The organism is Streptomyces sp. NPDC058051, assembly GCF_042885475.1.
Classification (GTDB): Bacteria; Actinomycetota; Actinomycetes; order Streptomycetales; family Streptomycetaceae; genus Streptomyces.
Genome location: NZ_JBHVRW010000013.1, coordinates 43059 through 67428 on the forward strand (window position 1 = coordinate 43059; position 24370 = coordinate 67428).

The 24370-nt window shown below is 70.2% G+C and carries 28 protein-coding genes and 1 pseudogene; 19 read left to right on the top strand and 10 right to left on the bottom strand.

The genetic code is table 11. The features are described 5' to 3' along the window. Positions 1–387: 387 nt before the first annotated feature. Positions 388–852, bottom strand: coding sequence for a suppressor of fused domain protein (locus tag ACFVUT_RS21285; RefSeq protein ID WP_389658463.1), 465 nt, complete (start codon positions 850–852; stop codon positions 388–390). Continuing rightward, positions 845–1429: a TetR/AcrR family transcriptional regulator gene (locus tag ACFVUT_RS21290; protein WP_389658466.1), complete on the bottom strand. Its 585-nt coding sequence runs from the start codon at positions 1427–1429 to the stop codon at positions 845–847. Before ACFVUT_RS21290 ends, ACFVUT_RS21285 begins: the two co-directional genes overlap by 8 nt. Positions 1430–1717: 288 nt before the next feature. On the opposite strand from ACFVUT_RS21290, the pseudogene ACFVUT_RS21295 reads away from it, so the two are divergent. The 6 genes and pseudogenes from ACFVUT_RS21295 to ACFVUT_RS21320 all read left to right on the top strand — a co-directional run bounded on the left by ACFVUT_RS21295 (position 1718) and on the right by ACFVUT_RS21320 (position 6290). Continuing rightward, positions 1718–2449: pseudogene (locus ACFVUT_RS21295) on the top strand (alpha/beta fold hydrolase). Between the two features lie 143 nt (positions 2450–2592). After that, complete coding sequence (locus ACFVUT_RS21300; RefSeq protein WP_389658469.1) at positions 2593–3030, top strand: FAD-binding protein; 438 nt, start codon at positions 2593–2595, stop codon at positions 3028–3030. Beyond that, the gene (locus ACFVUT_RS21305; RefSeq protein WP_389658472.1) at positions 3018–3959 is read left to right on the top strand and encodes an FAD-binding oxidoreductase; all 942 of its coding nucleotides are present in this window, start codon (positions 3018–3020) and stop codon (positions 3957–3959) included. The genes ACFVUT_RS21300 and ACFVUT_RS21305 overlap by 13 nt, the downstream gene beginning before the upstream one ends. A 150-nt stretch (positions 3960–4109) precedes the next feature. Next, entirely contained in the window at positions 4110–4679 is a 570-nt protein-coding gene (locus tag ACFVUT_RS21310; RefSeq protein WP_389658475.1) for a chorismate mutase, read from the top strand. Between the two features lie 260 nt (positions 4680–4939). Next, positions 4940–5665, top strand: a complete 726-nt coding sequence (locus tag ACFVUT_RS21315; protein WP_389658478.1) for a molybdopterin-dependent oxidoreductase — start codon at positions 4940–4942, stop codon at positions 5663–5665. Continuing rightward, positions 5649–6290: a cytochrome b/b6 domain-containing protein gene (locus ACFVUT_RS21320; RefSeq protein WP_389658481.1), complete on the top strand. Its 642-nt coding sequence runs from the start codon at positions 5649–5651 to the stop codon at positions 6288–6290. The genes ACFVUT_RS21315 and ACFVUT_RS21320 overlap by 17 nt, the downstream gene beginning before the upstream one ends. 403 nt (positions 6291–6693) lie before the next feature. On the opposite strand, the gene ACFVUT_RS21325 is transcribed toward ACFVUT_RS21320, so the two are convergent. Next, on the bottom strand, positions 6694–7278 hold the full coding sequence (locus tag ACFVUT_RS21325) for a TetR/AcrR family transcriptional regulator (RefSeq protein ID WP_389658484.1): 585 nt from the start codon (positions 7276–7278) through the stop codon (positions 6694–6696). Between the two features lie 289 nt (positions 7279–7567). On the opposite strand from ACFVUT_RS21325, the gene ACFVUT_RS21330 reads away from it, so the two are divergent. From ACFVUT_RS21330 to ACFVUT_RS21360, 7 genes are all read left to right on the top strand, one after another. Next, positions 7568–8425, top strand: a complete 858-nt coding sequence (locus ACFVUT_RS21330) for a HipA family kinase (RefSeq protein ID WP_389658487.1) — start codon at positions 7568–7570, stop codon at positions 8423–8425. Continuing rightward, positions 8422–8805 (top strand): DUF3037 domain-containing protein, encoded by a 384-nt coding sequence (locus ACFVUT_RS21335; protein WP_389658490.1) that lies wholly within the window; start codon positions 8422–8424, stop codon positions 8803–8805. The genes ACFVUT_RS21330 and ACFVUT_RS21335 overlap by 4 nt, the downstream gene beginning before the upstream one ends. A gap of 245 nt (positions 8806–9050) precedes the next feature. Continuing rightward, on the top strand, positions 9051–9812 hold the full coding sequence (gene fabG, locus ACFVUT_RS21340) for a 3-oxoacyl-ACP reductase FabG (RefSeq protein ID WP_389658493.1): 762 nt from the start codon (positions 9051–9053) through the stop codon (positions 9810–9812). A gap of 20 nt (positions 9813–9832) precedes the next feature. Further along, complete coding sequence (locus ACFVUT_RS21345) at positions 9833–10588, top strand: SDR family oxidoreductase (protein ID WP_389658495.1); 756 nt, start codon at positions 9833–9835, stop codon at positions 10586–10588. Between the two features lie 118 nt (positions 10589–10706). Continuing rightward, a complete protein-coding gene (locus ACFVUT_RS21350; RefSeq protein ID WP_389658498.1) occupies positions 10707–12287 on the top strand; it encodes an ABC transporter substrate-binding protein in 1581 nt (526 codons plus the stop codon). Positions 12288–12374: 87 nt separating this feature from the next. Beyond that, positions 12375–13058, top strand: coding sequence for a uracil-DNA glycosylase (ung, locus tag ACFVUT_RS21355; RefSeq protein ID WP_389658501.1), 684 nt, complete (start codon positions 12375–12377; stop codon positions 13056–13058). Between the two features lie 158 nt (positions 13059–13216). After that, positions 13217–13690: a hypothetical protein gene (locus tag ACFVUT_RS21360; RefSeq protein WP_389658504.1), complete on the top strand. Its 474-nt coding sequence runs from the start codon at positions 13217–13219 to the stop codon at positions 13688–13690. Between the two features lie 54 nt (positions 13691–13744). Here the strand turns inward: ACFVUT_RS21360 and ACFVUT_RS21365 are convergent, their stop codons facing one another. Further along, a complete protein-coding gene (locus ACFVUT_RS21365; protein WP_389658507.1) occupies positions 13745–14191 on the bottom strand; it encodes a hypothetical protein in 447 nt (148 codons plus the stop codon). Between the two features lie 75 nt (positions 14192–14266). Next, positions 14267–15022: a TetR/AcrR family transcriptional regulator gene (locus ACFVUT_RS21370; protein ID WP_389658510.1), complete on the bottom strand. Its 756-nt coding sequence runs from the start codon at positions 15020–15022 to the stop codon at positions 14267–14269. A 76-nt stretch (positions 15023–15098) separates the two neighbouring features. Here ACFVUT_RS21370 and ACFVUT_RS21375 point away from each other — a divergent pair, with 76 nt between their 5' ends. The 3 genes from ACFVUT_RS21375 (at position 15099) to ACFVUT_RS21385 (ending at position 17754) form a co-directional block, all read left to right on the top strand. Then, positions 15099–16304, top strand: a complete 1206-nt coding sequence (locus ACFVUT_RS21375; protein WP_389658513.1) for an FAD-dependent monooxygenase — start codon at positions 15099–15101, stop codon at positions 16302–16304. 106 nt (positions 16305–16410) lie between these two features. Beyond that, the gene (locus tag ACFVUT_RS21380; protein WP_389658516.1) at positions 16411–17310 is read left to right on the top strand and encodes a Gfo/Idh/MocA family protein; all 900 of its coding nucleotides are present in this window, start codon (positions 16411–16413) and stop codon (positions 17308–17310) included. Positions 17311–17406: 96 nt separating this feature from the next. Then, entirely contained in the window at positions 17407–17754 is a 348-nt protein-coding gene (locus ACFVUT_RS21385; RefSeq protein ID WP_389658519.1) for a hypothetical protein, read from the top strand. 43 nt (positions 17755–17797) lie between these two features. Here ACFVUT_RS21385 and lnt read toward each other — a convergent pair whose 3' ends face one another. The 3 genes from lnt to ACFVUT_RS21400 form a co-directional block, all read right to left on the bottom strand. Then, positions 17798–19453, bottom strand: a complete 1656-nt coding sequence (lnt, locus tag ACFVUT_RS21390) for an apolipoprotein N-acyltransferase (protein ID WP_389658522.1) — start codon at positions 19451–19453, stop codon at positions 17798–17800. A 98-nt stretch (positions 19454–19551) separates the two neighbouring features. After that, a complete protein-coding gene (locus ACFVUT_RS21395) occupies positions 19552–20049 on the bottom strand; it encodes a nuclear transport factor 2 family protein (RefSeq protein ID WP_389658525.1) in 498 nt (165 codons plus the stop codon). Positions 20050–20118: 69 nt separating this feature from the next. Continuing rightward, positions 20119–20979 carry a universal stress protein gene (locus ACFVUT_RS21400; protein WP_389658528.1) on the bottom strand — a complete coding sequence of 287 codons (861 nt, stop codon included), beginning with the start codon at positions 20977–20979 and terminating at the stop codon, positions 20119–20121. 415 nt (positions 20980–21394) lie between these two features. Between ACFVUT_RS21400 and ACFVUT_RS21405 the strand changes: the two genes are divergently transcribed. Then, positions 21395–21664 (top strand): hypothetical protein, encoded by a 270-nt coding sequence (locus tag ACFVUT_RS21405; RefSeq protein ID WP_389658531.1) that lies wholly within the window; start codon positions 21395–21397, stop codon positions 21662–21664. Positions 21665–21889: 225 nt separating this feature from the next. Then, positions 21890–22144 (top strand): lipopolysaccharide assembly protein LapA domain-containing protein, encoded by a 255-nt coding sequence (locus tag ACFVUT_RS21410; RefSeq protein WP_389658534.1) that lies wholly within the window; start codon positions 21890–21892, stop codon positions 22142–22144. A 42-nt stretch (positions 22145–22186) separates the two neighbouring features. Here the strand turns inward: ACFVUT_RS21410 and ACFVUT_RS21415 are convergent, their stop codons facing one another. Beyond that, positions 22187–23062: an undecaprenyl-diphosphate phosphatase gene (locus ACFVUT_RS21415; RefSeq protein WP_389658537.1), complete on the bottom strand. Its 876-nt coding sequence runs from the start codon at positions 23060–23062 to the stop codon at positions 22187–22189. 204 nt (positions 23063–23266) lie between these two features. After that, a complete protein-coding gene (locus ACFVUT_RS21420) occupies positions 23267–23971 on the bottom strand; it encodes a TVP38/TMEM64 family protein (protein ID WP_389658540.1) in 705 nt (234 codons plus the stop codon). A 224-nt stretch (positions 23972–24195) separates the two neighbouring features. On the opposite strand from ACFVUT_RS21420, the gene ACFVUT_RS21425 reads away from it, so the two are divergent. Beyond that, complete coding sequence (locus ACFVUT_RS21425; RefSeq protein WP_389658543.1) at positions 24196–24339, top strand: hypothetical protein; 144 nt, start codon at positions 24196–24198, stop codon at positions 24337–24339. Positions 24340–24370 lie beyond the last annotated feature (31 nt).

A 24370-nucleotide genomic window follows, 5' to 3' on the forward strand; every position in this document is an offset into this window, starting at 1 on the left:
GGCCCTCGTGGGCCGGGGCCCGCATCGCCCGCGTTCTCGGGATATCCGTCAGCCGCAGCACAGTGCGCCGACTGGTCGACTCACTTCCCGACCCCGAGGTGGCCGCGCCGCGGGTGGTCGGCGTCGACGAGTAGGCCACCGGCAAGGGCCGCCGCTACGGCACCGCCCTCGCCGTCGGCATCGACCGCGACCTCGACGCCGTCATCGCCGGATTGACCCTGCCCTGGAGCTCAGGCGCGGTCGAAGGGCATGTCAACCGGAGGATCAAGATGCTCAAGCGCCAGATGTTCGGCCGCGCCGGCTTCGCACTCCTTCGCAAGCGAGTCCTGCTCGGCTGATGTTGTCCACCAATGAGCCGTCGAGAGTGGGGCTGTTGCCCTTCCAGGATCAGATCGCGGGGCGCCGGAGCACGTCGGTGGGCTCCCAGTCGTTCGTCCAGAGGGATTCAAGTCCGTGCTCATTGATGAACTGCCGCTCGACCTCGTGGATGGGGTACATCCCTTGGATGTTGATCACGTCGTGACCCTCGTGTCCCGGAACGCCGACGTCGATGCCCAGGCAGTCGTCTCTGTCGAGGACCAGCGGCGCGAACACGCAGAAGGCCGTCATCTCCGACTCGGGCACGATGCGCTCACCGAAGTTGATGGTGCTGCCGTAACTGAAGGGGCAGGTGCCGCGGAACTGCTCGGCGAGGAAGCCCGCCGCGTGGGCCCAGATCACGTTGGTCGAGCTCACGCTGAGGCAGAGTTCCGGCGAGCCGCGCTGCCAATCCGGGTGTTCGGCCAGCGACAAGCCGTAGGTGAGCGCCGTGAGAAGCCCGTCCGGCAGGTTGTCGTACACGATCTCAGTCACGCCGCGCAGCCCCTGCTTGGTCGACTCGACAGGGAAGAAGCGGGGCTCCCTTCCCCGGGTCGACGAGGCAACCGGCTGCCATGGCGCCGTCCCTGAGCATGACGAGGTGTCGGGCGGCTGGGGCGGCGGGCACGTCGCTGGTCTGTGCCAGCAGGTCCGTGACGGTGTTCAGGAACCACCGCCGGTGGGCCAGGACGCATTGGTGGACCGGGTGGGTGGGGTCGGGGTATTCGGCTGCTGCGTTGAGGAAGGCGCAGCCGCGGAAGCCGGGGGTGAGGATGCCTCGGGTGATGTGTTCTGCGACGGCCCGGACTCTGCCGACACCTGACGGGCTGTTCGCCCGGGCGGCGGCGACCTGTCTCCGGATTCCCTGGTCGGATTGGTCGAGGTAGGCGAGGACGAGGTCTTCCTTGCCCGTGAAGTGCCGGTACAGCGTCGACCGCGTCACCTTCGCCTCGACGGTGATCCGGTCGATGCCGGCGGAGTGGATTCCTTCTGCGCAGAAAATTCTGGTTGCTGTGCTGAGCAGCCGTGCTCGCGCTTCGGAGGCGCTGCCGCCTTCTGGGGTCGGGCTCATCTCGTCAGGCCAGCAAAACAAGAGACAGAACGTTCCGTCTTGACGGGAGGTCGCCGAATGCGTCTCATGGTGAGACCGAACGTTCTCTCTTGGTGCGTGGGTGGGCCGGCGCGGATCAGGCAGCCCGGCGAGCCTCTGCGCTGGTGGAGCGCTGCTGGAGATCGCGTTGACCTGCCTCTGTTCCATCAATCGAAAGGACACGCCATGCGTATCCGAATCCCACGCCGCGTCGCGCTCGCCGCCGGCGCCCTCGTTCTGCTCGGCGCCGCCACCGCTCCGGGCGTGGCGATGGCGAGCGGTGAAGGTTCTACCTCCGCATCCGCATCTGCTTCCCCGAAGCCGACCGTCGTCCTCGTCCACGGAGCCTGGGCGGACTCCTCCAGCTGGTCGCCGGTGCTGGAGCGACTGCGCAAGGACGGCTATCCCGTGCGCGCCATCGCCAATCCGCTGCAGGGGCTCACCAGCGACACCGCCTACGTCTCCAGCTACTTGTCCACCATTGACGGCCCGGTGGTGCTGGTCGGCCACTCCTACGGCGGCGCCGTCATCACCAACTCCGCCGCCTCGGACCCCGATGTCAAGGCCCTGGTCTACATCGCCGGCTTCATCCCCGCGAAGGGCGAGACGGTGGGCGACCTGGCTGCCACGTCCTGACCGGCCATCCCGCTGGTCTCGACTCCCGTCCCGGACGGTACGGACGTGTCCATCGATCCGGCCCACTTCCGGGAAGCCTTCGCCGGCGACGTCGACAGGACCACCGCCGCGGATCTGGCAGCGGTCCAGCGGCCCGCGAACACCAAAGCGGTCTCCGACGCCAGCGTGGAGGAGGCATTCCGCACCATTCCCTCCTGGAGCCTGATTACCCGTCAGGACCACGCGATCGCTCCCGACGTCCAGCGCTTCATGTCGCAGCGGGCCGGTGCGCACATCGAGGAGGTCAACGCCTCCCACGCCGTGATGATCAGCCGCCCCGGCACGGTCACGCACGTGATCGAGGACGCTGCCCGCAACACCCGGTGAAACGCATCCCTGCATCACCGCCTCGCCGGCCGGGGCCGCCGCGGGCCGCCTCGGCCGGACCGTCCCCACGGCGTCGGCCGGCAGTGGCCGACGAGGGAAAGCCGCTCACACGTTCTTGCCGAGATCCTCAAGACAGAGGTGCCATGTCCGCGACGACACACCAACAACTCGGCCGTCTCACCGACACCCTGCGGCGGACCGTCCACGCGGGACGGGTGGTGACCGCCGGGCCGGACTTCGACGCCGGCCGAACCCTATGGAACGGGGCCGTGTCCGCCCGCCCGGGCGTCATCGTCCGGTGCGCCGACCCGGCCGAGGCCCGGGCTGCTGTGCTGGCCGCGCAGGAATTCGGGATACCTCTGGCGGTGCGCGACGGCGGTCACGACTGGGCCGGAAGGGCACTGAGCGACGGCGGCCTGACCATCGATCTCTCCGGCCTGCGCCGGGTGACGGTGGACCCTGTGGCAGAGGTCGCCGAGGTGTCAGGAGGGGCCACGGCCGCCGGTCTCGTCGCCGCAACCCAACCCTTCGGTCTGACCGCAGCGACCGGCTCCGCCGGCTCCGTGGCATGGCGGGACTGACACTCGGCGGCGGCTACGGACCACTCAGCGGCCGCTTCGGACTCGCTCTGGACAACCTGTTGTCCGCGGACGTGGTGCTCGCCGACGGCTCAGTCGTCACTGCCGACGCCGAACGGGAGCCGGACCTGTTCTGGGCGCTGCGCGGAGGCGGCGGGAACTTCGGTCTCGTCACCTCGATGCGGGTGCGCCTGCACCGTGTGCCCACACTCCTGTCCGGCACGGTGACGTACCCGTGGGACCAGGTCGAGACCGTACTGGCCGGGCTGTCGGACGTCCTGTCCGAGAGTCCGGACGAGCTGACCGTGCAGTCCGGCGTCCTGCCCGGCCCCGACGGCAAGCCCGTGGTGTTCCTCTCGCCCACCTGGAGCGGCGAGGACACCGCGGCGGGAGAACGCGCGCTGGCGCCGCTCGGCACCCTCGGCACACCCCTCGTCTCCCGAGTCGCCCCCACCACCGTGCCCGAGATGCTCGCGTCCATCGACGCGCAGTTCCCCTTCGGCCGGCACGTCGAGATCCGCCCTCGTTCGGTACCGTCACTCACCCCGGGAGTGCGTGACATGCTGAGCCTCGCAGGCTCCACCCTGACCTCGCCCCATTCAGCCGTATCCGTGCACAGCCTGCACGGAGCCGCCGCACGAGTACCCGTGACGGAGACGGCGTTCGGCAACCGCGACCCGCACCTCATGGTCGAAATCATCGCCCTCTGGGAACCGGGTGACACCCGTGCGGCGGAGCACCGCGCCTGGGCCGGCAAGCTGACCGACGCTCTCAAGTCCGATGCGCTGCCGGGCGGCTACCCCAACCTGCTCGGGCCGGACGAGGCCGCACAGATCGCACACGCCTACGGTCCGAACACCGAGCGGCTGCTCGCAGTGAAACGCCGCTTCGATCCGGACCACGTCTTCCGCGCGATCCCCCTGCCGTCCTGAACCCGGTGAACGGCCCGCTGATGCAGGCAACCCACGCCCTGCGTTTATCGAAACCGAGGTAGACGATTGAACCTGCGAAACAGCTTGACTCGCCGCGCCGCGATCACCGGATTGCTGGGCGCCACAACAGTACTGACGGTCCCTCAGGCCATGGCCACACGTGCCCATGTGAACGCTGAATCCGTCAGCAGCACGGTCGGGACGATCAGGTCACGCGGCAGGCTCGGCCCTCTGACGGACCTTGTCATCGAGCGCATTCGCGTGAGTGATGACGTTGCGGCGTCCAAGTTCGGCACCGACTCGCCCATCGAAGACCCTGTGCGCGAGGAACAGGTACTGGAGCAGGTCCGGAAGCAGGCCGATGCTGCCGGAGTGAACCCGGACGCGGCAGCGGCGTTCTTCCGGGACCAGATCACCGCGAGCAAGGCCGTGCAGCGGGGATTGTTCACCCGTTGGACCGCTCACCCCGAGGAAGCCCCCACGACACGCCCCGATCTTGATCAGATCCGCCGGCAGCTCGACCAGCTGACCACGGCCCTGCTCCAAGAGCTCAAGGACACGGAGCGACTGCGGGACAAGCCCATCGCGTGCACAGTGCAGCTCGCCCTGGCCAGTGGATCAGGGGCAGCGGGGGAACGGTTGGACACGCTCCACCGGCAGGCGCTCAGGGCGGCGACCCACTCGGTGTGTCGCTCCAGTGCGGCGACCGGACGACGCTGAGCCCTTCTCGCGCACAGCGCTTCATGGATCAGGACGCGGCAGGCCACTCACCGCGTTGCAGAGCGGCCCGTCGGCGTGCTGGTCCATGACGGCACCCCGCAGTGCGCATGGCGCAGACTTGGTCACTGGTGTCACTGGTGTCACTGGTGTCACTGGTGTCACGGGTGTCGCTGTTGTCGCGGCAATGCGGCGCGAGAGGACTACCGAAACCTGACCCGGACCAGCGGCAGCGGTCCGGGGAACCCGCGGGAGATGAATACGTGACTTCTGAATCACCGGAGGGGCGGGGTGCTCCTGTCGGACGGCGGGTCTTCCTCGGCACGCTCGGGCTGGGTGCGCTCGGCGTCCTCGCCGCCCCCACTCTGCAGCGTGGCACGGAAGCGTTTCTCGGCGGCGCCGCCGAACGGGATCCCACCGGCCTGACGGGACTGCTCCCGAACGGAGGAGGCTTCCGCTACTACTCGGTCGCCTCGTCCGTGCCGCACAAGAGCGCCGAGACCTACCGGCTCACCGTCGACGGCCTGGTCGACCACCCGGCGACGTACACCCTGGCCGATCTCCGGGCGCTGCCCCAGACCCGTACGGTGCGCGACGTCCAGTGCGTCACCGGGTGGCGTGTCCCGGGCACCCCCTTCGAAGGAGTACGCCTGTCCAGGCTGCTGGACGCCGCGGGAGTGCACTCCTCGGCCGGTGCGGTGCGCTTCACCTGCTTCGACGGCTCCTATACGGAGAGTCTCACCCTGGAACAGGCGCGTCGCGCGGACGTCCTCGTCGCCCTGCGCATGCAGGACAAGGACCTCGGTCATTCCCACGGTGGCCCCGTACGCCTCTACGTGGCGCCCATGTACTTCTACAAATCCGCCAAGTGGGTCTCCGGCATCACCGTCACGCAGAACGTGAAACCGGGCTACTGGGAGGCGCGAGGCTACGACGTCGACGCCTGGGTGGGCCGATCGAACGGACGGGACGATGAGCCGACGACCTGATCCTCCCCGGGTCGCCACGCGCGTGCGGCGATTCAGCGCGGCCGAGCGCTGGGCGCACCGCGCGACGGCCGTGCTGATGGGGGTGTGTGTACTCACCGCGGCCTTCCTGTACCTGCCTCTGTTCGCCGAACTCGTCGGCCGCCGTGCCCTCGTGGTCACCGTGCACCAGTGGGCGGGAGTCGCTCTCCCGGTCCCGGTCCTGACCGCTCTCGGTTCCCGGGCTCTGCGCGCCGACCTGGGACTGCTGAACCGCTTCGGCCCGCATGACCGCCGGTGGCTGCTTGCCGTCCTGCGCAGGGACAAGCGGCCCGCCTCCCGTCCGGCGCACAAGTTCAACGCCGGGCAGAAGCTCTACGCCGCCTGGGCCGCCGGTGCCACGCTCGTCATGCTCGGCACCGGGCTGATGATGTGGTTCACCCACCTCACGCCGCTGGTGTGGCGCACTGGAGCCACGTTCGTTCACGACTGGCTGGCCCTCACCCTCGGTGTCGTTCTCGCCGGGCACATCGGCATGGCCATGGGCGATCCGGAGGCCCGCCGGGGTATGCGCAGCGGTTCGGTCGCACGGGAGTGGGCGGAGCGGGAGCACCCACTCTGGCGGCCCGAACCGAAGGCACCACGCTGAGCGGCAATGTCCGGCACAGGACCGGCAGGCAAGGCGAGAGGTCCGGTCGTGGGACACGAGCGAGAGCACCGGCACTCTTCTGCGGCGGTTGGAGTTCCGGCTGTTGGGGGAGCACAGCCCCAACGTGGCCGAACTCGGATATCGGCCGAACCAGGTGGCACGGGGGAGCGACCGTGCCACCGAGGGGTTCCTGGCCAAGATGGCCGGGCCGGCGCCCGGCGTTCTTCGAACTGGCTCCCGCGAGCGGCGACCTGGGGAGCTGACTGCACGCCGGAGTCACGGAGCTGGGCGAGAACGGAGACTGACAGTCACTGTGCCGGGCGAGGCACCGGCCAAAGGCCGTTCAGGTCGCGAACGGGACGGCCGCAGCAGACGCGGCCGGCCAGGCGGAGCGGGCTCGCAGTCAGGCGGAGCGGGCTCGGAGGATTCCTTCGACTCCCTGAAGGAAGGTCTCGGAGACCAGTTCAGGGTCGGACAGGCAGCCGGAGGCCATGGCGCCGTCCCGGAGCATGATGAGATGCCGGCCGGCGGCTTCGGCAGGTGCGTCGCCGGTCTGGGCCAGCAGTCCCGTGATGGTGTCCAGGAACCACTGGCGGTGGGACAGGACGGCTCGGTGGACCGGATGGTCCGGATCGGGGTATTCGGCCGCCGCGTTGAGGAAGGCGCACCCGCGGAATCCCGGGGACTGGATGCCCGCGGTGATGGTCCGGCAGACGGCCCGGATCTTGTCGGCTGCCGACTGTTCGCCTGCCTGAGCGGCTTCGGCCTGCGCCCGGAGTTCCCGGTCGGCTTGGTCGAGGTACGCGAGGACGAGGTCTCCCTTGCCCGTGAAGTGCCGGTACAGCGTGGCGCGGGTGACCTGGGCCTCTGCCACAATCCGGTCGACGCCGACGGAGTGGATTCCCTCCGCGTAAAAGATCTTGGTTGCCGTGTTGAGCAGCCGTGATCGCGCTTCCGACGTGCCTCTTCCTTTTGTGCTCTGGCTCATGCGCCCAGGTTAGCGCGAGGGAGAATGGTCGGTCCCGCGTGCCGGCCGTTGCCGGAGACGACGACCGGAGCACCGGTCCGGTCGCCGAGCCGAATCCTCCGGACCGGTCGAGGCCGGGGCGACCGCTCCGGCCACGGCGGCAGATGGCCTGATCGGCACTGCGGGGGAGTGGCCGCCGGCTGGAGCTCCCCGGATTCTCCCCGGAGTTGACGGGGTGATTCCCGGAACTGACGGGGATGGTGCGACGCTCCGTGGATCGTAAGGTGCCCTCGCCGGATAGCCTGGGGAAATGCTCACCGAAGTCACAGCGACCCGCTACGTCACGCCCCTGCGGGAGGGCGGATCGCTGCCCGGAATCGTCGAGGCCGACGACCTCGGCACCTATGTCATGAAATTCACCGGTGCCGGACAGGGCCGCAAGACACTGGTCGCGGAGGTCATCTGCGGACAGCTCGGCCGCAGGCTCGGTCTCCGTGTCCCCGATCTCGTCCAGATCCAGCTCGACCCGGTCATCGGGCTCGCCGAGCCCGACCAGGAGGTGCAGGAGCTGCTGAAGGCCAGCGGTGGGCTCAACCTGGGCATGGACTTCCTGCCCGGCTCGATAGGATTCGACTCGCTCGCCTACCGGGTGGACCCCCGGGAAGCCGGACGGGTCGTCTGGTTCGACGCGCTCATCAACAACGTCGACCGGTCCTGGCGCAACCCGAACATGCTGATCTGGCACGGCGATCTGTGGCTCATCGACCACGGAGCCACCATGATCTGGCACCACAACTGGCCCGGTGCCCAGGCCTCCGCCGCCAAGCCGTACAACGCCTCGGACCACGCGTTGGCACCGTTCGCCCCCGATATCGCGACGGCCGCCGCCGAACTCGCCCCCCTGGTCACCGAGGAACTGCTCACCGAGGTCGCGGCCGACGTCCCCGACGAATGGCTGGTGGACGAGCCCGGGTTCGGCTCCACCGACGAGCTGCGCCGCGCCTATGTGGAGGCGCTGCTGCCGCGCGCCGCCACCATCCATGAGCGGATCACGATGGACGGTCCCACCGAGCCCAGCACGTCGCAGGCCCCCGGCTGGCTCACCGACCACCTCGCCCCCTGGCCCCACTCCACCAAGAAGAAGAACGACAAGGACGGCCAGCGGTGACCGGGCGCGATGTCTACGAGTACGCACTGCTGCGCGTGGTGCCGCGGGTGCAGCGCGGTGAGTTCTTCAACGCGGGCGTGGTCGTCTACTGCCGTGCGCGGGGTTTCGTCGCCGCCCGCACCCATCTCGACGAGACCAAGCTGAAGGCCCTGGACCCGAGCGCCGACGTGGTCGGTGTGCGCGCCGCCCTGCACGCCGTCGAGGGCGTGTGCCGCGGCGGTACGGACGCGGGCCAGGCGGCCGGTGACGACGCCGGCCGCCGCTTCCGCTGGCTGATCGCCCCGCGGTCCACCGTCGTCCAGCCGAGCCCCGTGCACAGCGGCCTCACGACCGACCCGGAGGCCGAGGTCGAACGGCTGCTCGACCAGCTGGTGCGCTGACCCGACGTTCGACGGCGCCGCCCGCGGGCGCGGCGGCACGGCGCCGCCGGGTGTGACATGCGCCCCTGCGGCCGTGGGCCGTTGACACCGGGTGTCAGGGCTTCTAGCGTCTCGTCTGCTGAAGGTACTAAGCGGTTGCTCAGTTATCGGCCAGGCTCCGCGCACACGAAGCCGCACACGAAGCTTCTGTGCCGGGGTGCCCCGACGTCCGCTGAGCCGCGATCCAAGGGCGAGGAGAGCCAAGCATGTCCACCACCGAGCAGCGTGTCGCCATCGTGACCGGAGCGGCGCGGGGTATCGGCGCCGCCACCGCGGTGCGTCTGGCGGCCGAAGGCCGTGCCGTCGCCGTACTCGACCTCGACGAGGCGGCCTGCAAGGACACCGTCGAGAAGATCACCTCCGCCGGGGGCACCGCCCTCGCCGTCGGCTGCGACGTGTCGGACAGCGCCCAGGTGGAAGCCGCGGTCGGACGGGTCGCCGCCGAGCTCGGCGCCCCGACGATCCTCGTGAACAACGCCGGTGTGCTCCGCGACAACCTGCTCTTCAAGATGAGCGAGTCGGACTGGGACATCGTGATGAACGTGCACCTCAAGGGTGCGTTCCTGATGGCCAAGGCCGTTCAGAAGCACATGGTGGACGCCGGGTTCGGCCGTATCGTCTCGCTCTCCTCCTCGTCGGCGCTCGGCAACCGGGGTCAGGCCAACTACTCCGCCGTCAAGGCCGGTCTGCAGGGTTTCACCAAGACCCTGGCCAAGGAGCTCGGCAAGTTCGGCGTCACCGCCAACGCGGTCGCACCCGGCTTCATCGTCACCGAGATGACGGCGCAGACCGCGGCCCGGGTCGGCATGGGCTTCGAGGAGTTCCAGGCCGCTGCCGCCACCCAGATCCCGGTACAGCGCGTCGGCCGTCCCGAGGACATCGCCAACGCCATCGCCTTCTTCACGGGCGACGAGGCCGGCTTCGTCTCCGGCCAGGTCATGTACGTCGCCGGCGGACCGCTCAACTGATCCGGAAGGTCACGGACATCATGACTGCGCAGGACAGCGGGAAGGTCGCACTCGTCACGGGCGCGAGCCGGGGCATCGGATACGGCGTCGCCGAGGCGTTCGTGGCGCGCGGCGACCGGGTGTGCATCACCGGGCGCGGCGAGGACGCTCTCAAGGAGGCCGTCGAACGGCTCGGCTCCGACCGGGTCATCGGCGTGCCCGGGAAGGCGCACGACGAGGCTCATCAGGCCGCGGCGGTCGCACGCACCATGGAGGTCTTCGGGCGTGTCGACTTCCTGGTCAACAACGCCGGTACGAACCCGGTCTTCGGTCCGATCGCGGAGCTCGACCTCAATGTGGCCCGCAAGGTCTTCGAGACGAATGTGATCTCGGCGCTCGGTTTCGCCCAGCAGACCTGGAAGGCGTGGCAGAAGGAGAACGGCGGGGCGATCGTCAACATCTCCTCGGTCGCCGGTCTTTCCGCCTCGCCGTTCATCGGCGCGTACGGCATCAGCAAGGCCGCCATGGTCAATCTGACCCTCCAGCTGGCGCACGAGTTCGCGCCGATCGTCCGGGTCAACACGATCGCCCCCGCCGTGGTGAAGACGCGGTTCGCCCAGGCGCTGTACGAGGGCCGCGAAGCGGAGGCCGCGGCGGCCTATCCGCTCGGCCGGCTGGGGGTGCCCGAGGACATCGGTGGTGCCGCGGCGTTCCTCACTTCGAGCCAGAGCGACTGGATCACGGGACAGACTCTGGTGGTCGACGGCGGAATCTTCCTGAATGCGGGCGTGGGTTGAGAACGGCCTGAACCGGTTTGGTCGTTATTGAGCCAAGTGCCCTGCCGGGCCTGCGGATTGACCCGGTGGGGCACTGCGATATGGTCTGCCGACCCATGGCTGATCGAGGAGCGTTCACGTGTTCTACCGAGCCAGTCTGCAGGCAGCTGCAGTCCTAGCTTCCTTTTCTCTGCTGGCAGGCTGCGGACTGTTGTCCGACGGTGAGTCGAAAACGGAGCAGAAGATAGTCGTCGGTACGACGAGCGAGCCGTCCACCCTCGATCCGGCGGCGGCGTGGGACAACTCCTGGGAACTGATGCGAAATGTCTTCCAGACCCTGGTGAGTTTCCCTACGGGCAGCACCAAGCCGGAGCCCGATGCTGCGGAATGGTGCAAATTCACCGATACGACCAGCACGGCCTACCGGTGCAAGCTCCGCGAGGGGCTGAAATTCTCCAACGGCGACAAGCTCGACGCCGAAGCCGTGAAGTACTCCATCGACCGGATCACGGACCTCAAGGTCAAGGGTGGCCCCCTGGGCATGCTCGGTTCGCTCGACCGGGTGGAGACCACGGGGGACGACATCGTCGTCTTCCATCTCACCAAGCCGGATGCCACCTTCCCGTTCATCCTCGCCACCCCCGCGATGTCGCTGGTGGCGCCCAGCGCCTATTCGAAGCACAAGGTCCGCAGTGACGGGCTGGTCACCGGATCCGGTCCGTATCTCCTGGATTCGTACAAGCCGGGGAACCGGGCCGAACTGGTGAAGAATCCGGAATACAAGGGTTTCGCGAACCGCAAGAATGACGCGGTGACCATCCGGTACTTCAAGGAATCCGCCCCCGTGGTCGCGGCACTGAAGGCGAAGGAGATCGACGCGATCTACCGCGGTCTGACCGCCGAGGACGTCGTCAGCCTGGAAGACAACAAGGACAAGGACAGCGATCTTCAGATCGTCGAGAACGTCGGCGCGGACATCCGCTTCCTGGTCTTCAATCCCGAGGATCCGGCTGCCGGGAACGTGGCCGTACGGCGGGCCATCGCCCAGCTCGTCGACCGTGACGCCCTGGTGGCCAAGGTCTACCAGGGAACGGCCGAGCCGCTGTACTCCATGGTTCCCAAGGGCATCGGCGGACACACCACCAGCTTCTTCGACGCCTACGGTGACCCGGACAAGGGCAAGGCGAAGCAGATCCTCGCCAAGGCGGGCATCACCGAGCCCGTCTCCCTGACGTTCTGGTTCACGACCGACCGGTACGGATCCTCCACGGCCCCCGAGTTCGACGAGCTGAAGCGGCAGCTGGAGGCCTCCGGACTGTTCAAGATCACGTTGAGGAGCAAGCCCTGGAAGGAGTTCCAGGAGGGCTTCAACAAGGGGCAGTATCCCGTCTTCGGCCGCGGCTGGTTCCCGGACTTCCCTGACCCGGACAACTTCATCGCCCCCTTCGTGGGCAAGGAGAGCGTCACCGGGATGCCGTACATCAAGAAGGAGATCACCGACCAGCTGCTGCCGCAGACCCGTAAGGAGAGCGACCGGGCCGCGGTCACCAAGCAGTTCGAGCGGGCCCAGAAGATCCTCGTCGACGACGTGCGGCTGCTGCCGCTGTGGCAGGGCAAGCTGTACGTCGCCGCGGGCGAGGACATCGGCGGCGGCGAGCGCGCTCTGGACCCGCAGACAGTCATGCAGATGTGGGAGCTGTACCGCAAGGCCAGCTGGTAGGCATCGGCAGGACTGGCGGGATCCGTTGTCAGTGGCCACCGGTAGGTTCTTCGTCGAAGAACTGATTACCTACCGGAGGTTGTTGACGTGACCGACACCGACCTGCTGCCTGAGTCCTGGCGCGGCGTCCTCGGCGAAGAGCTGCAGAAGCCCTACTTCAAGGAGCTCACCGAGTTCGTCGAGGAGGAGCGGGCCAAGGGGCCGGTCTACCCGCCGCGCGACCAGGTGTTCGCCGCCCTGGACGCCACTCCGTACGACAAGGTGAAGGTCCTCGTCCTCGGCCAGGACCCGTACCACGGAGAGGGGCAGGGGCACGGGCTCTGCTTCTCCGTGCGGCCGGGTGTGAAGACGCCGCCGTCGTTGCGGAACATCTACAAGGAGATGAAGGAGGAGCTCGGCCTGCCGGTCCCGGACAACGGGTACCTGATGCCGTGGGCCGAGCAGGGCGTGCTCCTGCTCAACGCCGTGCTGACGGTGCGCGCGGGCGAGGCGAACTCGCACAAGGGCAAGGGGTGGGAGAAGTTCACCGACGCGGTGATCCGCGCGATCGCCTCGCGGCCCGATCCGGCGGTCTTCGTGCTCTGGGGCAATTACGCCCAGAAGAAGCTTCCGCTGATCGACGAGGAGCGCCACGCGGTGGTGAAGGGCGCGCACCCGTCACCGCTGTCGGCCAAGAAGTTCTTCGGCTCCCGTCCGTTCACGCAGATCAACGAGGCGGTGGCGGCGCAGGGGCACGAGGCCATCGACTGGCGCATTCCCGACCTGGGCTGACATCGCCGCTCCGGCGCCCGCCCCGACCCCGGCACGTCCGGGGTCGGGGCGGGCGCCCGGTGGACAGGCCCCGGGCGACCGCCCGTGCCTCAGCGGGATTGGCCGCGGCTGCCGCTAGCGTCGAACGGAACCGGGTGGACGTCGACAGGGAGGCCGCAGTGGCGGAGCAGCGAGAGGCGTCCAAGGATGCCGTCATGACCAGGATCGGCCAGGCGATCATGCTGCTGCACGGCGGCGACCGGGAGGAGGCCCGCAATCGCTTCGGCGAGCTCTGGTCCGAGATCGGGGAAGAGGGGGACGCCCTGCACCGCTGCACCCTCGCCCACTACATGGCCGACACGCAGGACGACCCCGGTGACGAGCTGGCCTGGGACCTGCGGGCGCTGACCGCGGCCGGCAGCCTGACCGACGAGCGCGCGGCCCAGCACTCCGACGCGCTCGCGGTGCGCGCGTTCTACCCGTCGCTCCATCTCAATCTCGCGGCGGACTACGTGAAGCTCCACCGCCCCGACGCGGCCCGGATCCATCTGGACCGGGCGCGTGCCGCCTCCGGTGTGCTGGCGGACGACGGATACGGCGGAGGGGTCCGCGCGGCGATCGAGCGGCTGGAGCTGAGGCTGCGGCAGATGTGACGGGTGGCCCGTCCAGCGTGGACGGGCCACCCGCGCGTCGCTCTCCTGCCCGGCTCAGTGGCCGTAGGTGCGGTCGCAGATCCGGGACTGCGGGCTGCCCGCGGGCCAGTGCCCGTACCCACGTCCCAGCGCGCAGACGTCCTTCCCGGCGACGGGGGCGGGCAGGTCCGGTACCGGTGCGGGCACGGCGGGCGTGGTCCGACGGGGCAGTGCCCGTGCCGCGCCGGGGCGCTGCCATGGGTGCGGCGCGCGGGGCGCGGCGCGGCGGGTGTCCGGCCGCGTGCCATGCGCCGGAGCGGACGCGGACCGCTCGGGGGCCGGTACGGCTCCCAGACTGTCGTGGCCCGGTGGCTGCACGATCTGCGGCGCCAGATCCTGGGCGGGCCCACTGGCCTCCGGCCGTGACGGTACGTCCGGCTGCGGCGCCACGGACACACAGCCGGACAGGGTCGTGATCGCCACGCCCACCAGGAGCTTCAGGGTGATTCGGGTTGCTTGCACCTGGTCAACTCTGCTGTGCCACCCGGGTATCCCGTGAGCCGGAATGCCCGGATTGGCCCGCACGAGTGACGCCGGTCAGCGCAATGCCACCAGCGAGCCGAGCATCCCGCGCAGGAGTTCGGTGAAGCCGGTACGGAGCTCCTCCTCGGTCGGTACGGAGCGGTGGAACGACCCTGCGGCGCACGAGAACATCAGCCCCTCGCACCAGGCCACCAGGGAGAGGGTGTGCCGCTCCGGCTCGGCCGAGCCCGCTGCTGTCATCAGCGCCGTCAGCGGCTCGCGGAACTGCCGGCCGGTCGCGTCGAAGAACTCCCGCAGTTCCGGGCGGCGGGTGGCTTCCAGGGCGAGCTCGTAGCGGCAGACGAGCAGTTCCGGGTGGCGGGTGAGATACCGGTGCAGGGCCGCCGCGAGGGCGGCCACCACCGCTTCCGGGTCGATGCGCGGGCGGTTTCGCGCGCCGTTGCCCGGACCGCCTTCCGTGGCGGTGCCCTGGTCGGCGGTCTTTCTGGAGTCGTCCGGTCCGTCTTCCTGGTCGGCGGTCCTTCCGGGGGCGTCCGGTCCGGCTTCCCGGCCGCGGGCCGAGTCGGCGCCCGGAACCGGAAGTTCACCGGGCGCGAGCACCCGCGCCTCGCGCTCCGCCAGACGCCGCACCGCCGCTTCGAGCAGGGCCTGCCGGGTGCGGGCGTAATTGGACGTCGAGCCCTGGGGGAGTCCGGCGCGTTCGTCCACCGCTCGGTGGGTGAGGCCGCGCATCCCGCGTTCGGCGAGGAGGGCGAGGGCGGCATCGGTGATGAGGTCGGCCCGGGAGGTTCCGGTGGTGCGTGTGGCCATGAAGTCAACCTACCTCCGATACTACAGCTGTAGTACGGTGATCCTGTCACTACATCTGTAGTTCGGAGGAGAAGTGATGGAGACACCCCATGCCGTCGTCATCGGCGGTGGAATCGGCGGCCTCACCGCTGCGGTGGCCCTGCACGGATGCGGCTGGCGGGTCACCGTTCTGGAGCGCGCCGCGTCCCTGGAACCCGTCGGCGCGGGCATCGCCCTCGCTCCCAATTCCCAACGCGCTCTCGACGTCATCGGCCTCGGCGACGAGATCAGGTCGCTCGCCGCCTGGCAGGGGGAGGGCGGTCTGCGCACCCCCGGCGGCCGCTGGCTGTCCCGTACGAACAGTGACGCCGCGGCCGAGCGATTCGGAGGGCCGCTCGTCCTGGTGCACCGGGCCGTTCTCGTCGACCGCCTCATGGCCCGGCTGCCGGACTCCGCCGTCCGCACCGGTGTCACCGCCGAACTGCTGGACCCGGGTGCCGTCGACGGCCCGCGTGCCGTGGTGCGGACCGCCGCCGGAGACGTCGAGGCCGACCTCGTCATCGGCGCCGACGGCATCAACTCGGGTGTGCGCGGCGCTCTCTTCCCCGCCCACCCCGGGCCCTCGTACGCCGGCTTCACCACATGGCGCATCGTCGTCCCCGCGCCCGAGCGTTCCTTCGCCCCGCACGAGACCTGGGGGCGCGGCGCGCTCTGGGGCACACAGCCGCTCCAGGACGGCCGGATCTACGCCTACGCGGCCGCCGTCGCCCCGGCCGGGGCCCGTGCCTCCGACGACGAGAAGGCGGAGCTGACGCGCCGGTTCGGCAGCTGGCACGACCCGATCCCCTCGATCATCGCCGCCGCGGACCCCGGACAGGTGCTCCGCAACGACGTGTGGCAGTTGATCGACCCCCTGCCGTCCTTCCACCGCGGTCGCGCCGTGCTCGTCGGCGACTCCGCCCACGCCATGGCACCCAGCCTCGGCCAGGGCGGCAACCAGGCCATCGAGGACGCGATCGTGCTGGCCCACCATGTGACGCCCGCCGGGGATCTCGGCGCGGGGCCGGCGGCCTACACCGCCGACCGGTTGCCCCGTACATCGGCCGTCGTCCGCAAGGCGGCACAGACCGCCCGGCTGATGCGCGTGAGCAATCCCTGCGCCGTGGCGCTGCGCGACGCGCTCATGGCCACCGTCTCGCGGCTCGGGCCGACTCTCGTCCTGCGCACCCTCGACGGCATCGCGGACTGGCAGCCGCCGCAGACACGTATGCTGCCCGGACGGAGAACGCGCACAGGCCACTAACGCGCACAGGCCACTGAGGCGGACACCGGTACGAACAGCTCGACGGGGCACCCGCACCCGGTGAACACCACGCCGGCCGACGCCGGACAGTGAGAGGGAGACCCCTGTGAAGGTCGGCTGCATCGGGCTCGGCGACATCGCCCAGAAGGCATATCTGCCGGTTCTGACGACCGTGCCCGGAATCGAACTGCATCTCCAGACCCGCACCCCGGCCACCCTGACCGCGGTCGCCGAGACCCACCGGATCCCGCCCGGGCAGCTCCATGCCGATCTCGACTCGCTGCTCGCCGAGGGCCTGGACGCCGCGTTCGTCCACGCCCCGACCGCCGCACACCCCGAGATCGCGGGCCGGCTGCTGGACGCGGGCGTGGCCACCTACATCGACAAGCCGCTGGCCTACGAACTCGCCGATTCGGAGCGGCTGGTGAACCTGGCCGAGGAGCGCGGGGTGAGCCTCGCCGTCGGTTTCAACCGCAGGGCCGCGCCCGGATACGCGCAGTGTGCCGAGCACCCGCGCGAGCTGATCCTCATGCAGAAGAACCGGATCGGCCTGCCCGATGACCCGCGCACCGTGGTGCTCGACGACTTCATCCATGTCGTCGACACCCTGCGCTTCCTGGTGCCGGGGCCCATCGAGCACACCGTCGTACAGGCCCGGATCCGCGACGGTCTGATGCACCATGTCGTGCTGCACCTGGCCGGTGACGGCTTCACCGCCATCGGCGCGATGAACCGGCTCAGCGGCTCGGCCGAGGAGCGGCTGGAGGTCTCCGGCCAGGACGCCAAGCGCGAGGTCGTCAACCTCGCCGAGGTGATCGACCACAGGGGGCAGCCGACCGTACGGCGGCGCGGTGACTGGGTGCCGGTGGCCCGCCAGCGCGGCATCGAGCAGAGCGTGCTGTCCTTCCTGGACGCCGTGCGGGCCGGAAAGGTGCTCAGCGCCGAGGACGCCCTGCGGACACACGAGCTGTGCGAACGCATCCTGCGCGACCTGGACTGCGGGTAGCGCGCATCCCGCGCCGCCGGCCCGGGCCCGGGATGCGCCGGGCTGCGCCCCGATGCAGGCTGGGGAGATGGACCGCCGGCCCGTGGAGGTGACCTCGTGAGGCCCCACGACGAGCCCAGGGGCTGGGGAGCACTCCAGCCGCCGCCCGGCTACTACTCGGCCGACGGGCGACCACCCGACACGATGCAGCGCGGCCTGATCCTCGACTGGGCCGTCAATCAGCGGATCGCGAGCGGCTGGCGGGTGGAATGGCGCTCCGAGACGCAGGCCGTCATGGTCCGGGGCAGGCCGGTGAACCATGTGCTGCATGCCGTCCTGACGGCGTTCAGCTGCTTTCTCTGGGGCCCTGTGTGGCTGGTGCTGGCCGTGACCAACAAGGTCGAGCGGGTCGCGCTCACCGTCGACGCGCAGGGGCGCATCGTCTCCGTCAACGGCCCCGGGTAGTCCTCCCGGAGCCCCGGCGGGGGCTCACGCCGGCTGCGGAGGCTCACGTCGGCCCGGAGCGGCCGGTGGAATCGGAACGACCGCCGGAATCCGGGGGTACGGCCGGCGCCGAAGCCGCCGTACCCGCGGAGCCCGCTGTTCCGGCCCGGTCGCGTCGCCTGAACCACCGCACGCCTTCGACGGCGCAGAAGGCGGCCAGCACCGCCGCCGCCCCTTGCCCCGGCCAGTCGCCCAGCCGTGTGTAGAGCGTCGTACCGGACGCCAGCGGTACGTCGAACACGGCGGCCCCGCTCGTGTGCGTACCGAGCGGAGCGCCGATCCGCTCGCCCCACGGGCCGTACGCGGTACTGACGCCGGTGAGCGTCGCATGCACCATCGGCCGGCCGTTCTCGGCAGCCCGCAGCGCTCCGAGCGAGGCATGCTGCTCGGGAGCCCAGCTGTGCTGGAACGTCGCGGTCGACGACTGGGCGACCAGAACCTGCGCACCGTCCAGGGTCAGTCTCCGGCTCATGTCGGGGAACGCGGTCTCGAAACAGATCAGCGGTCCGATCCGCAGCCCCTTGCCCCCGTCGGCCCCGGGAAGCCGCATCGTCACGGGGCGGGTGCCCCGCAGCCGGTCCTCGCGTGCGGCCTTGCCCAGGGACGTGGCCCAGCCCAGCACCGAGCGGGCCGGGATGTACTCGCCGAACGGCACCAGCCGCATCTTGTCGTACCGGTCGCCGGTCAGGCCGTCCGGACCGACCAGCACCGCGGACTTGTAGATCCCCCTGCGGCCCGAATCGCCGGTCTGCCGGGCGTCCATGTTGACCAGCACATCCGCACCCACCCGGCGCGAGAGGGCCGCGATCCTGGCGGTGACGTCCGGGTGCCGCGACAGATCCACGCCGACGCTGCTCTCGCCCCAGACCACCAGATCGAGATCGCGTCCCGCCAGGGAGCCGGTGAGCCGCTCACTGACGGCGAGCCGACGCTCGGCGCTGTGGGAACCCGAGATCACCCCCGGCTGCACGACGGCGATCCTGGCCACCCCCGACCGCTCGGGACGCGGCGCCCACTGCGCCATGGCCGTCACGGCCACGGCACACACCACGATGCCGACGACGGCCGCCGTACGGGCGGCAGCGGTCACGAACAGCAGCGCGACAGCGGTGTTCACCGCGACCACCAGAAGGCTCACCAGCCACGTTCCGCCGACGGACGCCACGCGGAGCGCCGGGGCCACCTCCCACTGGCTCGCGCCGAGCAGCCCCCAGGGACCGCCGAGCCCCTCCCAGGAGCGGGCCAGCTCGATCATCAGCCAGCCGCACGGCACCAGGACCAGAGCGCTTCCGGCCGCGGCTGCCGAAACCCGCCCACGCAGCAGCCGGAAGACCAGCAGACCCCACGGTGCCCACAGCAGACCGAGCAGTGCCGCCAGGACCACGATGAACACATGGAGACTCGGCATCAGCCAGTGGTGCACCGCCAGCAGGAAGCCCATCCCGCCCAGCCAGCCGTCGAGAGCCGCCCGGCGCCCCGTGCCGGCGGACCGGATCAGCAGCAGCCACGGCACCAGACCCACGTAGGCCAGCCACCACAGGGACGGCTCCGGGAACGCGAGCGCGGGCAGCGCACCGGCGAGGAGCGCCAGGCAGCCACGCCACCGGCCGGACCGGAGTATCCGCTCCCACCTCTCGCGCCGGCCGACCGGAATCCGCATGCCGCGCCTCCTCGCCCCGCTGATCAGCAGTGTCCCTCCTGATCACCCGTTCCGCAGTTCTTCCCCGGTGCGGGCCGGCGGAAGCACCGACGGGGGGTTCAGACCGGGCCGACCGATCCCCCCGTGCCGCGCCACTTCTCGTGCACGGTCACGGTCCGGATCCGCCAGCCGCTCCCCGCACGCGACAGCGTGAAGGAGTACCGCCCGCCGGATACGAAGTTCGGTGCGGCCGCCCGTACCTCCGAACCGCTCCCGCCGTCCTCCGTGACCTCCAGCCGCATCGGGTTCAGGTAATCGGCCCGTGCCTCGGCCCGGTCGCCCGGGTAGCCGCCCAGGTCCTGGATGTCGATCCGGCGGTTGACGATCAGATGCTGGCGCACGGGGAAGAGCCGCATGGTCTCCTCCAGCCACTGGGCGACCACGTCCGTCGGCCCTTCGACACCGCCCGCGCCGCGGTAGTCGGCGCGGGCGTCCGGGGCGAACAGGGCCCGGTACCCCGCCCAGTCGCCGTCGTCCACCGCCCTCGCGTAGCCGGTGATCACTGCGTCGATGGACAGCCGGTCCATCACGGTCGCGAGATCCACGCGCTGCGTCATCGAGCCAGTGTCCGCCCGTCGGCGTGCGAGGCCAAGGGGCGTGCACGCGGAACGGGGCGGCTCCGGCGGTCAGCAGGGCACCACGGCCACCGGCCCGAGCGCGTGGGTGAGCGTGGTCTGGGCGACGGGGGAGAGCCCGAGCCCGAGGGACTCGCCGCCCCTGCGCCGTCCGATCACGGTCAGTGCCGCGGTCGCCGACGCCGTGACCAGGGCGCGCCCGGCGGAGCCCCCGACCGGCTCCCGCACGACATCGACCTGTGGATACTTCTCCCGCCATCCGGCGGTGAGTTCGGCAAGCGTCCGCTCGGCCGCTCCCGCCGCCGCGTCCCGGTCGAAGACGGGACCGCCGGACACCATCGAGGAGAACATCGTCCAGCCGTGCACGATCCGCAGGCGCGCACCGGGCCGGGAGGCGGCCGTCGCGAAGGCGAACTCCAGCACCGCCTCACTGCTCTCGTCGGCGGCCACGCCCGCGACGACGTCCGAGAACGCCTCCGCCGCCCCGTCGTCCTCGCCGGACGTACCGCCGTGGACGACGACCACGGGGCACGTGGACATCGAGGCGACCGCCAGGCTGTTGGAACCGAGCATCAGGGACCGGAATCCCCCCAGTCCGCGCGAGCCCACGACGACCAAGGACGCGTCACGGCTCAGCGAGGTGAGCGCCGACGCGGGGAAGTCCACCGGCGCGAGAGTCGACGGGCGCAGATCCGGAGCGATCTCGGACACCCGGCGCACGGACCGGTCGAGCAGTTCCCGCGACCCACGCTGCTGCGCCCGCGGGTCGGTGCGCCGGTCCGGAGTCCGGGCGTGCACGATCACCAGCGGAAGATTTCGGCGGCCCGCTTCGTGGGCGGCCCAGTCGAGCGCCTCACGGCTGTGCGACGAACCGTCGACGGCCGCGATCACGGGAAGCTCGGTGGTGGTCATCATTACCCTCCAGGTTCCGGCGGTACATGTCCCAGGCTGGTACGCGCGCGCCTCGTGCGGCAGGGACTTTCGGCCCTGTCCGTCCGGGAAAGTCCGGGCAGTCCCGTACCTGTCCCATAACGCCGGGCCTGCCCCGAACCTGTCTCGCACGCGAGGGTCAGGCCCCGCTTTGCCCCGTGCGGCCGGGTCCGGCCACGCGCACTGTGTTGCCGCATGCCAGGTACGCTACGGCCGGCCGAGGCCCGAGGACGGCATCGGGACACCCCGTCGCGGCGGCACGGGCCATGAGGCGTCCGGTCCCCGGCGACGGGACAGTCGGAGGACAGCCCGGCAAGTCGTCAGTCAGTGCCCGAGCCACAGCCACCGGGATCTGAGTATCAGCATCGATGTCAGTGCCGGGTGCGATCCTGCACCCATGGACGAGCTGATGCGGCAGCGCCGGGTGTACGGCGCCGACCACGACGATCCCGACCCCGGACCCCAGCCGGGCCGTTCCTACCGGGAGTTGGTGGGCGGTCCGCTCGACGGGCTGCTTCTCGACGTGACCGGCTGGACGGGGACGGCATTGCGCGAGGGAGCGGCGCTGAGCACCGAGATCGGTCGATTCGGCCCGGGTGGCCGAGCCGAGTACGGGCCCAGGGACGGGGACGTCGACCGGTGGGACTGGCGGGGCGACACACCCTGATCCCTGCCCCGTCCCGCCGCGGCGCAGGTGTGCGGCGGCAGGACGCACCGAGCCCGCGCCGCCGAAGCGACGAACGAGACCTGCCAGGACCGAGTGGTACGTGAGGCCAGTCAGGACCGAGTGGTGCGTGAGACCTGCCCAAACCAATCGGTGCATGAGGACGGTCAGAGCTGGATGAATGAGACCTGTCAGGACTAATCGGCTGAATCGCTCGATACTGGTGTCATGGCACAGAAGATGACTTCACCGCACGCCCCACCGACCCTCTCCGTCAAGGGCCGGGACGTGCGGCTGCGCACGATCGGCATCGTGGTCCTGACGGCCATCGCGATCTGGTTCATCGCCGCGAACACCGAATCGGTCAATATCCGGCTGTGGATCCCCACGGTCACCCTGCCGCTGTGGGCGGTGCTGACCGTGACCCTGCTGATCGGAATGGCCATGGGCGGGCTCCTGGCCCGCCGTCGCGCGAGGCGCTGAACCGACGGGATGAGCCGGACGGTGCCGGATGCGGCGGCTCGGTCAGCCGGCGGACTCGCCCGCGTGCGGGCTCAGGATGTCCGTGCCGACCAGGGCCAAGAGCAGGATGCCCAGAATGATCCGGTAGATCACGAAGGGCATGAAGCTCTTGGTCGTGATGAACTTCATGAACCAGGCGATCACGGCATAACCCACGCCGAAGGCGATCACGGTGGCGAAGATCGTCGGTCCCCATGACACGTGCCCCTCGCCCGCGTCCTTCAGCTCGAATGCCCCCGAGGCGAGCACCGCCGGGATCGCGAGCAGGAAGGAGTACCGGGCCGCCGCCTCGCGTGTGTACCCCATCAGCAGGCCGCCGCTGATGGTGGCGCCGGACCGGGAAACGCCCGGGACCAGCGCCATCGCCTGGCAGAAGCCGAAGATCAGACCGTCCTTGACGCCGAGATCCTTGAGCGTCTTGCGCTCCCTGGCGGCCCGGTGTCTGCCGCCGTCGGCCTCGTCACGGGCGGCGAGGCGGTCGGCGATGCCGAGGACGACACCCATGACGATCAGGGTCGTGGCGATCAGGCGGAGATCACGGAAGGGCCCCTCGACCTGGTCCTTCAACGTCACCCCGAGTACGCCGATGGGGATGGAGCCGACGATGACCAGCCAGCCCATCTGGGCATCGTGGTCGCCGCGCATCGACCGGTCGACCAGCGAACGGAACCAGGCCGAGACGATCCGGACGATGTCCTTGCGGAAGTAGATGAGGACGGCCGCCTCCGTACCGATCTGGGTGATGGCGGTGAACGCCGCACCCGGGTCGTGCCAGCCGGCGAACGCCGCGGTGAGCCGCAGGTGCGCACTGGAGGAGATCGGCAGGAACTCGGTCAGTCCCTGAACGAGGCCCAGGACGAACGATTCGAACCAGCTCATGGGGCTTTGGCCATCCCGGAGGTGATCGTGCATCGGCCGACGGCGGTCAGGGCCGGCGGCAACGTGCGCATAGCGGTCAAATGAGGGCAGGGCCGTGCCGGGCCCAGAGATCTTCGGTCGGTCGCGGGCAGGGTACCGCCCTCAGATGAACAGCGTGACGCGCTCCCTCTCCCGCGCCCGTCACCCGCTCCCGCGCCCGTCGGATCACTCGGAGGAGAGACGGTGACGCTTGACCCAGGCGACGACGGCCGCGCCGACGCCCGTCAGCACGATGAAGCCCATCGCGGCCAGGAACGCGGGCGACGTCGGTGACGAAGCCTCGCTGCCCGCGACGACATACGCGGCGGTGTTCGGGATCGAGCCGAGCCCGGTCGCGACCAGGAACGGCGGACACCCCATGCGCGAGACGGCCGCGAAGTAGTTGGCCGCTGCGAAGGGCACACCCGGGAACAGCCGCAGTGCCAGCATCGAACGGAAACCGTGCCGGCTCAGCTGACCGTCCGCCGCCGTGAGCCAGCGCCCGCGCAACAGCGTACGGAGCGCGTCCTGCCCGAGCACCCTGCCCAGCCCGAACGAGATGCCCGCGCCGAGCACTGTGCCCGCCAGCGCGGCGGCCAGCCCCGTCTGTGTTCCGAAGAGCGCACCGGCGGCGAGATTGAGCAGCGGCCGCGGCGCGAAGGCGACCGTGCACACGCCGTACGCGACACCGAACAGCACCGCCGCGGTGGCGCCGCCGCTCAGCCGGCCGGCCGCGAGCATGTGCTGGGGTTCGAGGAACAGCATCGCCGCCGCGGCGGCCAGCAGTACGGCCACGAGCAGCGAGAACCGGGACCAGGGCGAGAGCAACGCCCTCGTGCAGCGCACGGCGAGGCCGCCTGCGGGCCGGGCGGTGGGGACGGGGTCGAACATGCGGGGAGACTAACCGACACCTGTGTGTGAGCGCCGTAATGCGCGCGTACGAGCCAGGTGGCCGGCCTTGACCCCGTGCGTCCCCGTTGTCCCCCGGAGCGGGGTGCGGCGGTGCGGGTGCGCGACCCCGGCCGGCGGAGTGGGGCGCCAACTCCCGGACCGGCCCGCGGTGTCCGCCGGAAAACCATTCGACGCGTCCGCGCCCGTCAGCCATGATCGGACCCATGTTCCGGTACCCCTTCCTCGCAGCGCGGTCCGCAGTCGCGGACGCGCCGAAGGCTGCCGCGAACCCCGTCACCGCGACGGCAGTTGTCGCAGCGGCAGCGTTCACCGCTGCCGCGGCACCCACCGGCGGCGCCCGAAGCTGACCCTCCCCCGACAGTCCGGCGGACCCCGCAA